This is a genomic window from Vibrio sp. 2092, from assembly GCF_033339635.1.
Lineage (GTDB): Bacteria > Pseudomonadota > Gammaproteobacteria > Enterobacterales > Vibrionaceae > Vibrio > Vibrio alginolyticus.
Genome location: NZ_JAWOUY010000001.1, coordinates 544,265 through 556,536 on the forward strand (window position 1 = coordinate 544,265; position 12,272 = coordinate 556,536).

At 35.7% G+C, this 12,272-nt stretch carries 11 protein-coding genes; 3 read left to right on the forward strand and 8 right to left on the reverse strand.

Translation table 11 applies throughout. From position 1 onward, the window contains the following. Window positions 1–26 precede the first annotated feature (26 nt). The 7 genes from R7P80_RS03230 to R7P80_RS03260 all read right to left on the reverse strand — a co-directional run bounded on the left by R7P80_RS03230 (window position 27) and on the right by R7P80_RS03260 (window position 6,534). The gene (locus R7P80_RS03230) at window positions 27–1,247 is read right to left on the reverse strand and encodes a hypothetical protein (protein ID WP_318096667.1); all 1,221 of its coding nucleotides are present in this window, start codon (window positions 1,245–1,247) and stop codon (window positions 27–29) included. A gap of 11 nt (window positions 1,248–1,258) precedes the next feature. Then, entirely contained in the window at window positions 1,259–1,579 is a 321-nt protein-coding gene (locus R7P80_RS03235; protein ID WP_045595353.1) for a hypothetical protein, read from the reverse strand. Window positions 1,580–1,760: 181 nt separating this feature from the next. Beyond that, the gene (locus R7P80_RS03240) at window positions 1,761–2,726 is read right to left on the reverse strand and encodes an SPFH domain-containing protein (RefSeq protein ID WP_045595354.1); all 966 of its coding nucleotides are present in this window, start codon (window positions 2,724–2,726) and stop codon (window positions 1,761–1,763) included. Between the two features lie 159 nt (window positions 2,727–2,885). Continuing rightward, on the reverse strand, window positions 2,886–3,302 hold the full coding sequence (gene ndk, locus R7P80_RS03245) for a nucleoside-diphosphate kinase (RefSeq protein WP_045595355.1): 417 nt from the start codon (window positions 3,300–3,302) through the stop codon (window positions 2,886–2,888). Between the two features lie 122 nt (window positions 3,303–3,424). Continuing rightward, entirely contained in the window at window positions 3,425–5,062 is a 1,638-nt protein-coding gene (locus tag R7P80_RS03250; RefSeq protein WP_318096668.1) for a hypothetical protein, read from the reverse strand. 65 nt (window positions 5,063–5,127) lie between these two features. Then, a complete protein-coding gene (locus R7P80_RS03255; RefSeq protein WP_318096669.1) occupies window positions 5,128–5,955 on the reverse strand; it encodes a hypothetical protein in 828 nt (275 codons plus the stop codon). Between the two features lie 57 nt (window positions 5,956–6,012). Continuing rightward, window positions 6,013–6,534: a hypothetical protein gene (locus R7P80_RS03260; protein WP_045595359.1), complete on the reverse strand. Its 522-nt coding sequence runs from the start codon at window positions 6,532–6,534 to the stop codon at window positions 6,013–6,015. A 481-nt stretch (window positions 6,535–7,015) separates the two neighbouring features. Between R7P80_RS03260 and traF the strand changes: the two genes are divergently transcribed. From traF to R7P80_RS03275, 3 genes are all read left to right on the forward strand, one after another. Continuing rightward, window positions 7,016–8,200 carry a conjugal transfer protein TraF gene (gene traF / locus R7P80_RS03265; protein WP_053319176.1) on the forward strand — a complete coding sequence of 395 codons (1,185 nt, stop codon included), beginning with the start codon at window positions 7,016–7,018 and terminating at the stop codon, window positions 8,198–8,200. Between the two features lie 195 nt (window positions 8,201–8,395). Further along, window positions 8,396–9,235: a metallophosphoesterase gene (locus tag R7P80_RS03270; protein ID WP_116920948.1), complete on the forward strand. Its 840-nt coding sequence runs from the start codon at window positions 8,396–8,398 to the stop codon at window positions 9,233–9,235. Continuing rightward, complete coding sequence (locus R7P80_RS03275; RefSeq protein ID WP_155399694.1) at window positions 9,232–9,396, forward strand: hypothetical protein; 165 nt, start codon at window positions 9,232–9,234, stop codon at window positions 9,394–9,396. The genes R7P80_RS03270 and R7P80_RS03275 overlap by 4 nt, the downstream gene beginning before the upstream one ends. 23 nt (window positions 9,397–9,419) lie before the next feature. On the opposite strand, the gene R7P80_RS03280 is transcribed toward R7P80_RS03275, so the two are convergent. Next, complete coding sequence (locus R7P80_RS03280) at window positions 9,420–12,269, reverse strand: hypothetical protein (RefSeq protein WP_045595362.1); 2,850 nt, start codon at window positions 12,267–12,269, stop codon at window positions 9,420–9,422. Window positions 12,270–12,272: the final 3 nt, after the last annotated feature.

Genomic DNA, 12,272 nt, shown 5'->3' on the forward strand with positions numbered 1-12,272 from the left:
TGGCGCTCTGATTTTAAATAATAAAATTAGTACAGAAATAGCTTATCAAGTTGATCAACTGTTAGGGCTTCGTTATAGAAACCTTCTAGTTGAGCTTCTTTGCCATTTTCATAGATATAATTAGGCGATTCACTATCTGCACCTGAACCAACCAATCTATAAACAGGGTAGTATTTAAACATTTCATCACGATTGAAGATCCCTACTTTGCGTTTTATGGCATATACAAATCCTGACAATTCATAGCTATTTGCTGTTTTAAGAGTTGATGGCTGATTACTCGGGAACACTGGATTACAGTCAATTTCGTTGTTGTGATACAATCCCGAATTATTAGTCAATTTTTCACAGCTACTAAACTCACGGAAAACATGATAGTTATATGAGTTTCGTGGAGCTTTATCATTCGATTTAGCTGTCTTAACTACTTTATGGTTTACTACCTTAGTAGTATTTACTCCACTATCTAATTGCTCATTCTCAATATAGCTTCTAACTTTTCCAAGATCTGTTTCTTTTACTTTTACGTCATATGGAAAGAAGTCCACCTCTTTACCATAGAACTTGCTCAACATCTGTTCAAAATTCATTCCGTGTTTCTTGTAAAAATAGAATCCAGAATCTTTTGTACTTTGTTGACTTGCATGATAGTAAATACCATTTACACCCTTTTTCTTATAAATAGGGAAATAGTAATGATGTTCTTCATTTGATACTTGCCCTCTCATGAAAACCATAACAAAGCCTGATTTTAGCATTGTAGGATCATTTGAGAGTGAGTCCGAACCTTCAATTTCTACATTACATGAACCACCAATTCGACCAAATTCTTTGCCAAATGATTTGTAGCAATCTTCGATTTCATTGAATAGATAGAAGTTAAATGTTTTACGATCACTGAAAGCAAATTTCGTTTTTGAGTCTGCAATAACAATATCTACTGGCTTAACAATCTGTGGAGATACAGAAGGCTTCTTAGTTTCAGCTTTTAACTCAGTTATTTCAGGCTTAATCTCTTCAGATTGAACTTTGCTATTCAGCTTTTCATCGTTCTCAGGTTTGTCAAAGAGGGTGTTGATAAATAACCCAAGAATCACTGCTAAAATGCTGGTTGCTGCAACAGAAGCGATTACCTTCCCCTTACCCTTAAAAATCAATCTTCCAAGGATATCGTGTGATTGTTTCTCCCCCTCTATTAATCTTAGAGGGATGAGTAAAACCCAAATAATAAATAATGCGAAATTCATTGTAGCTCCATTTATTTCATCATTAATAACTTAATACATTTCAAATTAGCTAAAACATTTTTTTGTTCTTCGCTTAATTCAAATTCAGAAATGACAATGTATTCAGTGTCAGGCTCCAGGGATTCCGTAATTGAATTGACATCATCAGGATTGGTTAGGACAAGAAGGTGTTGAGTACATTGAGATACCTTAACACCATGCTTCACACCAAGCTTATACAGTTTGTAAAGCTCATTGCAGCTATACCCTACACCCACCTGAACTTCTTCATGAGCGCCTGAAACTATTGCATTAGCAGCCTCAGCTTTCTCGTTCATATTAAAACGTTTCATGATTAACCTTTTTTTATTCTTTTTAATAAAATCTTTGATGAGCAGATGACCATCTTTACAATGAAAATTGATGAAAAGAGTGTGATAAAAGCTAGCCAGATGATGCATTTCAAAGGAAAAATCAGTTGCTTAGTGTTCATGACTATTTAAGCCCTTGCAAAAGCAAGGGCTATACCTTTATTTATTCTTTATCAGCAGATTCAGGCATTTCTTCAACTTCACCTTCTGAATTAGAAGATTTTTGTGCTTTCTGAAGTTGCGATGCTACTTTAGCTTGCAATCCCATTTCATTTGAAGCTTGGCTTGTACCCAATAGAACTAGGTTGCCATAACGTGCTGCTGTTGTAACAGAGTCGCGAGCATCCATCGCTTCCATTGACATCATCAGCATATTAATCTCTGATGCGTCAGTTGTTGACTCTTTGAACTTCTTCAGGTTATCTACACATACCTGAGCGTAAGATTCTCTCGATTTAACAGCAGCTTTGGTACGCTCTTCAAGCGCTCCAGCATCTGCGCGAGCATCAGCCATTTTAAGTTCGAATTTAGCATCTTTTTCAATTTTTGCCGCTTCTAGTGTGCGCTTAGCAGCTACGACACGGTTTGAAGCATCACGCACTTCAGGTGGTAGTTTAGGATCATCAATTTTAACATCTGTGATCTCATATCCGTACTGATTGTAGTTTTTGTTCAGTTTGTCGATTAGATTCTTGGTCATTGCACCTTTACTGCTGTAAATTTCTTTTGTTTCCAAGGAATCACATTCGGAACAAGTCATTTGACGCAAATCAGACTTGATCAAGGATTCAGGATCGTCAAGGTCATAGCAAGCCTCTTGCATTTTATTCTTCATCACGCGAACTGAAGCGTTAACCGTCATCCCAAGGACAACTTCATCTGCTGTTTTGACAGAACAATCTTCTTTGATTTGGAAAATGTCAAAAGACACATTGTCAGCAACACCATGAATTGGAGCTGGAAGTTTAAAATAAATGCCTGGCTCAGAGATTTCACGGACAATTCGACCACCAAAGAAGTTGATTAACACACCTTGCTTTGGTTTTACAATCACGATCATTGTGGATAGAAGTGCTAAGACAGCAACACCAATTGCGCCAAACATCAAAATATTAGATAGTGTATCCATTTTATTTCCTTTATTTAATTGATTAAATTTTGTATCCCAGTGTTATCACAAGGTTTTTCATTTGATTTGGTCGCATATTATAGGTCAGACTACATCATGTCAATATTTTTTATAAACATAAAAAAAGGAGGCTTAAGCCTCCTAAAGTAATAGTTACTCTTATACAAAGAGCTTGGTTTTGAATAACTCAATCTCACGATTTGCTGACTCATCGCTATCAGAGCCATGTACGGAGTTTTCACTTTTAGTTTGAGCGTACTTAGCTCTCAACGTACCAGATTCTGCTTCTAGTGGGTTCGTAGCACCCATAAGACCACGGTATTTTAAAACAGCGTTTTCAGCTTCAATCACATACCCTACAACTTCGCCACTAGTCATGAATTCAATAAGTTCACCAAAGAAAGGCTTTTCCTTATGTTCCGCATAGAACGTTTCCGCAGCATGTTTGGTCATAACACCACGCTTTAGTGCAACGAGCTTAAAGCCAGCATTTAAGATATCGGCTAGGATCGCAGAATCAAGATTTTCTTTTGTTGCATTTGGCTTAATCAAGCCGAAAGTTAAGGTACTTTTCATAGTTTTCACTTTTTATTACTTATTTAAATTACGTTTTGATGTTATATCTTTTGATCTAAAGGATCAATCCATTGAGTCGATATACGTAGGAATCAATGTTTAAGTGATTCATATTTAGGCAATCAAAGCGAATTCTGCACTTCTTTCTCTAAAATTTTACTTTGAATTTCGCCACCATCACCAAATAGAAGGTCATGTTGCTTATTCAATACACTTACGAAATCAAAGTTGCTTCCTTGTTCATAACCACAGATCTTTAGTCCATTTTCCTTAAGAACTCCAACCAGCGAAGGTGATACATTCTTTGGAACAATCGCAACAGAGAAATCGTTTAATCGAATAGGATTACTCATTTTTAACTCGAAGTAGGTATACGGAGCAACAATTAGACTATTTCTTAAATCATCGATTCTAGTTATAAGTTCATGCGGCAACTGGTCAACGAAAAAGCTTTCACTTAGTTCATCGTTAACTTCACACCGCGATTGAACAAGTGCTTCTGTAGCTGCATTATTGTAAATTGATGACACATTTCCATTAGGATCTTTGAATTTGTAGTAAGCAGCTAATTCTTCGATTATCGCACTCAGTTCATCTTTAAGGCTCATGAAATACTCAGTTACTTCTTCTTCAGATTTTAACTGGTCTATGTGATTCTCGATTTCTTCTAGAGAGTGTAATCGCTCTTTTACTGATGCAGCAATCTTAACTATCGAAGTAGAAAACAAACTATCACATGTAATCAATTTTCTATTCATTTCTTTTGACAGGTTGTCTAGAGTCGCTAACTCTCTTTCTACTCCGTAGATCTCATCATGCGAAATATCTTCTTTGTCGTAATCTACATCATGCTCAGATGTTTTAAAGAAAAAGGCTTTTCCAAAGCCAGGCTCAATTGTCTTTGATACCCAGTCTTCAAAAGTTCCGCGTGGCACATGATTTTTGAAGTATTCCTCAAGATCGCTTATGTATTTCGACTCGTCAATTGAAGGTGTTCTTCTAAGGTGTTCTTTTAAATCATTCCTTGCATTGTCAAAATAGCTTACATAGAGCTTTGGAATCCCGTCATCAAAGTATATGCTGTTTTCTATGAATGCGTTTAACTTCCTAAGTTCAATCCTGTTTTTTCTTGAGTTTCCATCGCTTCCACCTGTACTGCTTAGCATTTTCATTTTTAACTGCACGTCAGCCAGAAGGAGTTTTGATATTTCTTTATTAGCATCATCCTCAGGAAGATCTAAAACATTGTTATCAATGAGAGCTTCAATTGATTCATTAGATAAAAAAGGTATCTTTTTCTCCTTAGGAATCTCCTTAGGCTTACAGGGGTTGTGTATATTTTTCTCTTTCAAATAGAGTAATTTTACAGCAGGATTCTTAACCAACAAGTTTCTTGCTGAAATAGCTCCTTTTAATAACTCAGGATGTATAACTGTTTGGGTTTTATATTTCTCGCCAACATTAACCTGATTTGCTTGCAGGGCTGCATCTAACCGATCATTAAATTGATCCCAGAATGAGTGATTCAATTCAAAAGATACATCTGGAAATACTGAGCTGTACACATCAATAGATGAAGCGTAATTATTGTTGAAATCAATTTTTTTAGGGTCAAGAAGTAGTACGCAAGAGCCATACTTAAAGAACTCTTGGTCTGAAGGGATGAAGCCAAGTGAAGGATTTGGAAGCCCTCCGATTAGGTTTGCGAACTCTAAATCACTTTCTGTTAAAGCGTGTGCTAATGCTATTCTTTTTTTCATTAATAATGACCATTATATTTATTTCTTCTAAAATTATAACATAATGGTCATTGGCAATTAAATAATTAAAGTTCTATAGATAGGCTGGTGCAACCTTCCTCAAGTTGACTTAATACCAAGGTAAAGCAGTCGTTATCGTTCACGTTGAATTCATGCCTTTTTAAGGCTGCGTATCCAAGTAAAATAGACTTTGCATCTCTTACTGTGTTTTTCTCAAGTGCAACATCTACAGCCGCTCTAACTATCATGTTAGGGTTATCTTCGAACTCTTTTACATCTAAAGCAGATATAACTTTTCTGGAGGTTATTTTATTCAAGCTTTCGCCATCAGGACATGCGAATTCTGAAGATATTAAGTGTGATTCATAATCTTCAAAAAGCACTCTAACCATGAAATCATTGTCATTAAGAATACTTACTCGAATATCATCATAATAAACAAAATCAGGGTGTTCTCCAGTTCTATAGTATTTAATAAGATCTTCAAACACAGAATGCCAGTCTGGTGCTTGCGATGATTCAGTAATTACATCAACAGGACATTCTATGAATTCAATTGGAAGTAAAGGAGCATCATCAATATCGCGGTTGATCATAAACAAGTGCTTATGACAAGTGATAGAGTCTTTAGCTATAAGTTTGAGGTATTCATTGGGTTTGCTGCGCTGTAGCTTAAATAAGCTACTTGCAATCATGGATTCAGCTAAATCTTTAAGATCTTTGGTTCCCATCAATACTGACTTGGTATTAATTAAGTTCAGATCTTTCTTGCATTTGCTCGAAGTGTGCTTTTCAATGGCATGGTATTTTGAAAGCAGGCAATCGATGTCGATATCAACTGATGTGCTAACTCTAGCTTCATCTGATGAGTAGATAATCAGATTTAAAATCATAAAAAACATCCCTTTGCTTTCTTGAAAGGGATATTTATATCATAATATTAATCAGTTTCAAGAGTACTCGACTGAAATTTCATTAGTTTTTTCTCTTCTTACAAACTCAATACGTTTTTCAAGTGGGTAACTTTGCGAATATGGTGAAACAATTCCATCATGACCTAGCCAAGACCAAAGACGAGGATTTCCATATCTTGTTATTATTTCTGTTTTGTCATTACTATCTTGTAAATCGTAAACAAGCTCATTTTCCCCTTTGTTATGAAATATCCATAAATCAACGATAAATCTCTTATCTACTACAGCAAAGTAATGTTGATTTTCATCAGTTACGTTTGGATTCGAAACTATAGGGTTGTCGCCTCTGAAAAATCCGTAAACTTCGGCTTCACCTTTAAGCTTGTTTGCGACAAAACACGCACATTTAACACTGTCCGCGATATCATCCCCAGATGATAAGTATTTTGTCGCACTCACATTATCTGAACCTAGCACTGGTTCGCCACGCAAATTGCCAAAATAGATACCTATTGATTCTGGAGATTGAAACTGTTCTTTTAGGAATTTTTTATCCATTTTGTCATCTCCTAATCACACAAAAAATGTGACGAATATCTTTATTTAACTATAGCATGACAAATAAAATATAAAAACTAAGTTGAATATTTTTATAATAATATTCTAGTGATCGGGATCACATTTCTGCTACTTTATGGTAATTTTGATTTGATTTTATTTGCCATATGTTTTTATAGTTTGCGTTTTTTTATAAAAAAACTAAATCGTGAATTTTTTATCTTTTTAACTCAAGCTATTGATTTAACTCTACTAATAGAAATCAGGCTAAGTTTTGTTTTTATATTTATGTGATTATTAATTTAATTATAACTTTATTTATAAGAGTAAGCCAGATATGTTACAGCAATGTTAACGGCGAGTTTCAGTTAAATTTTACTTGATTTTCTATGTTTTTAGTTATACATTGATAAAAAATTAAGTAATGATAATTTATTAAACTTAATTTGTTTTTATTTACTATTAATTTATAGGTTCACAAATGAAGAAAGTATTACTTACATTGGCTGTCTCTGCCGCATTCTCATCACAAGCTTTTTCAGCAACAACCTTTGACGCTCGTTCAGTAGGTATGGGTGGAATCGGTGTTTCTACTTCAAACTACCTTATGGCACCATTCCACAACCCAGCCCTTGTAGCAAAATATGGCGATAGCGATGACGTGGGTATCTTGCTACCTTCTATCGGCGTCAATCTACAAGATAAGGGCGAAATGGTAGATGGTATTGATAGTGCTGTTGATGCCATTGACGCTTTAGAAGCGAACCGCACACAACAGAACGCTTCAAATGTTGTTGATGCTCTTGCAGCGTTAAATCGTGATAGCGCTTATGTACAAGCTGGCGTTGGTATGGCAGTAGCGATTCCAAATCAGTTGGTCTCTGTGAACTTGTTCACTCAAGGCTATGCAGACGCATTTGTTTACGCAGATGTCGCTGATAGTGATTTGAATGAATCGGATCTTCTTAACCCTTCTCACACATATGACTCTACAGCAACTGTCGCTGGTATCGCTGTTGTTGAATTTGGCGCAGCTCTAGCTAAAGAGTACAAACTAGAAAATAGTGTAATTTACTATGGTCTAACACCGAAAATCCAACAGGTGAAAACCATCAACTACGTTGCAGATATCAACAACTTTGAGTTTGATGATATGACAGATGATCAGTACCAGAATTCTGAAACAAGTTTTAACCTGGATGCTGGCGTTGCATATACAATGAATAACGGCTTGTCTCTTGGTCTTGTTGGTCGAAACTTAATTTCACAAAGTTATGATACCGTTGAGCTAGATGGTGTTAAAGCAAGCTATTCGATTAATCCTGTTTTCGTAGCAAGCGCAAGTTACAACTATAGCTGGTTCACAGTTGGTGCAGATATTGAGCTAAATGAAACAGAGCGATTCGAAGATATGTCTGGATTCATGAATTCAATTGATTCCTCATCAGATAACACTCAGCTAGCTGGAATTGGTATTGAACTAAATGCTTGGGACTGGGCGCAACTTCGTGCAGGCTACCAAACTGACATTGCCAACAATCTTGACGATCAATTCACAGCAGGTATCGGGCTTTCTCCATTTGGTACAGTTCGAATTGACCTAGCTGGCTCTTATGCTGGTGAAAATCAATTGGGTGTTTCACTACAAACATCTATGACATTCTAAAAGAAATCTCAAAAAGCCTAATCTTTAAGAGCCTTACGTTGTTAAGGCTTTTTTATTCCATAATCCTAAACTAATTAAATACTAAGACTTTCACACTTCCTCTGGTACAATAATTTCATCTATAAATTTTAAATATCTAATCATACAGAATTCGAACATAGTTTATTCAGATAACCATTAAATGAGATTAATTTCATGAATGAATTTATCAAACAACTGGATTTAAGCTCAGCAGAAAATATCTATATACCAGGAGATATTCATGGGGAGTTTAATTTTCTACAGTTAGCCCTTAATGAATTAGGGTTTTCTAATAAAGATCATTTACTACTAGTGGGTGATAATATTGACCGTGGCTCACAGAACTTGGAAATGATTACTTATGTACTTAGCATTGAAAACGGTCACTCCGTTGAAGGTAATCACGAAAGAATGGCAATCAACGCCTTTGTAAACAACGATAGAGCAAGTTATCATGCATGGTATCAAAGCGGTGGCGATTGGATTGATAAATATCCTGACTGCATGACTAAGTACATGCTTTCTAAGCTCAATGGTCAATTACCATATTGTATTGAATTTGAGTTCTTAGGTAAAAAGATTGCAGTTTCTCACGCTTCAATTCCTGATTATGACTACTTAGAACTTAATAAACAGGGTGTATCCAAGAGAAATATTGACTTGTTAACGAGCCATCACGAAGAGTTTGTTGAATATGGTGTTTTAAAGAACGAGCATCATAACGTTCCTGTAAGGGGCTTGGATCTTTCAATTCATGGTCATACTGGGGTTTCTAAACCTGTAATGGTTCATAATCGAATTTACCTGGATACAGGCTTGAGCAAAGACGCTGGTATTGGCGAAGGTTCGAAGAACTTCCTCAGCATTTTATGTTTCAACAAGACCAAGGGTATATCACTCGTACACTTCAAAAGAAACCTTTTTATGAAAGGGATTGAGTGGCTGGAAGATGTTGATAATAAAACGACATACGAACAACTACAGAATCTAGGTTTTAAGGTAGATCCAAAATGAATATTGACGATATAGTTATTATTGATGAATACGAAACTTTGATTGAGAAGTCATTTTCAAAGCAAGATGATGGAAAATCTGTTTTTTTGGATAATAAAGCCTCTAAAGAAATCATGATTCAGAAAAAGTCAGAAATAAAACAAAAGAAGAGTAAAAAATAAGTGGAGCTATGCTCCACTTATTGTTAGAAAGATAACGCCTCTTTCAATTTATCACCAATCCCTTTATTTTCTTCTTCCTGAACTCTTCTTTTATACTCTTGGGTAATAACGTGAGTTATATATGGTTCAGTTTGTTCTTTAACCGCAGTACCGAAGTAATCCCAACCTGTATTCGTAGCTTTCAAAGGTAAGCCCATTTTTTCAGCGTAAGGGACTACCAGCTTTCTGAATAATAACTCAGGGTCTCGAAGCATATTATCTGTTATTTTGAATCCCATTTGATTCTCAATAACTGAGTAGTCTTTTTTATAGTTACAAATCGCCATTTCGTTAGCCAATGCCTGTAATGCATCGTACTCATCGTCATGCCTTTCAAATGTTCGCTTAGAGAATGCGTATAACTCAAAATCCTTCGCGATTTCCGCCTGCTTTTTAAGCATAAAATCGATAGACTTTAGCTTAAACTCAATGTTTTGCTCAAGTGCTTTAATTTTTATTTTGTTAACAAAACCCCCATTCTCTTTTTGAAGGTTGAGTATATGGATTTTGTCCTGCTCTGTTTCTTCAGCAGCCTTATATATCGCATCACGGTTTTTATGGAGTTCAGTAACCATTACTGCAAAAGATTTATATCTTGTATGAGCATTTGATAATGCTTCAGCCCTCTTAAATACATCATCAGTAAACTTTTCCTTGTTACCAATAACCATGTCACCATTTAACTCTTTGTTGACTTTATTTAGGCTTTTAATCAAGGAGCTTACCAATTTCTTTGGACTCATTCTTTTCGCTTGTTCTGCCAATAATATTTCGCTGCTTACATCCATAAAATCCGTAAAATCGTCCTTAGAAATTATGTCTTTTATGTACTTATCAAAAATGTCAGGGTGTTTTGCTTCTCTATACATTTGAGCTACAACTGCTAAAGTTGTAATAGCAGGAGCATCGAGTTTTTTAACGGCTTCAATTACCTTATTTTTTCCAAGTCTTGAAAAAATACCTGATATATTATTATCCATTTGGTTATTAAACACCCTGTTAATTTCTATATCTTTTTCACTTAGGTATTTTTTAACCATTTTCCAAGAACCAGAACTTGTCATGTTGAAATACTTATCCTTACCCTCTTTCATATGTAAGTATTTTCCAACTGACACCACCAGCAATGAGCCAACAGTTAAAAATGCAGCAGGAGCAAAATAAGTACTGCTTTGCAATGCGTTAACAGCATTATTAAAGTTCGTCATTACAGCATCAGGATTTCTTATATAAGTGAAAAACTCAGTAAGAATATTCCCGTAGTTAATTGGAGCGCTTATGTAATCTGCATCTTTCACTGATGTGGCAGACTGAGCTATATTTGCAACCACATTCATCCCTACAGCGATGTTTATGCTATTTCGGATAAACATGTCTTGTCTTTGATATGCCCTATCTCTTATTACTTGATCGCTATGAATTTTTCCGTCCCGATCAATTTTGACATCAGCACTATTGTCTATTTGTTTCTTAATGTGCTCACCGAAGTGTTCCCTTGTCGCAATCGATAGGTAATCAAGCATTCCATGTTCCATAGAGATATTTTCATCTGGCAGGATCTTTTTAATTGCTCGTTCATAGAAAAATTTAGGGTCTGCATATTGAGAAGCGCGAATCTTATGCTTACTATCGCTTGCTCCTACAAGATCTTTATAATTCTCTGTGGACAAAGTAATTATATCGTGTCTAACCAACCATGCTTGATGTTGCAATTGAGAATACTCTTCACCATTATGCTTTACTTTGTCTGTTATAGACTCAAAGTATTCCAGTTCAGAAACAATGTCATCAAGCTCAGACTTGTCTGCTTCACCTTTGAGCACTCTCCCTTGCATCTCATAAGCCATAGCCACTAGATTAGCAAAAGAATGATATACAATGTGCTTATTGTGAAGCTCTGAGAGTCTGTCGAATATTTCATTATACGCTTTAGTGTTTGAAGTGATTTTATCCTTTGTAGGATCACTCTCTAATTGCTTATTAAGAATTTCAACATACATGTCAATTACTGACCTGAATGAATACCCTCGTTCCAAGCACTCTTCTATCACTTCTGGCTTGATAGCCTGCATGATAGCTTCAAAATCCTCGTATCCCTCACCAGTAATCCTTTGTAGGGTTTCACGCATGAATTTTTGCTCTTTACTTGGGGTTCCTGTAATAGCGCCAGAAAACTCAGATACAAATCTGAGAGAGAGCAACTCGTGCGCCTCTAGATCCTTAAAAACACTCTTGATTCTCTTACCAAGTCTAGGGATTTTTCTGAGCGATATTGATAGCCCGTTAGAGCCACCTAGAAGGTCATCAACGGATTTTTTGTATGCCTGTGCCTCGCCCTCTTGAAAGCTTCTTTGAAAATGCTCCCAAGATTTATTCTTATAGTGAACTAATGGTCTATTTTCGTCGTCAATGTGTTTTATTGACATTCCAATTGCCATCGTGAGACTTGCAGCCGATGCCAAAATCCCTGCAACTGCAAGAGGATTACTTGTTAATGAGATAAAATTCCCCATTTTATAGCTTAAATAATCCATAAAAGTGGGATCTATCGGGCAATATCCGATATGTTCACCGAAGTAGATAGGATCTTCATTTTTAGTTGAGTTTGCAACGCTAACAATGCCTTTCCCCGCTTCTTGAATTAATGATGGAATATTCCAATCTGCAAAAAATGGCTTAAGATCAGCATAGCCTGGATTAGCATTTATGTATGATTTAAGGTTAGACGCGAGTATTAGCATACCAAAAGGTAATACCTTCCAACTCCCATCAACAATTTTTTCTCTTACTGTTTTTTTCTCGTCTATAGATATGCTGTATTTATTATTGTTCATTGT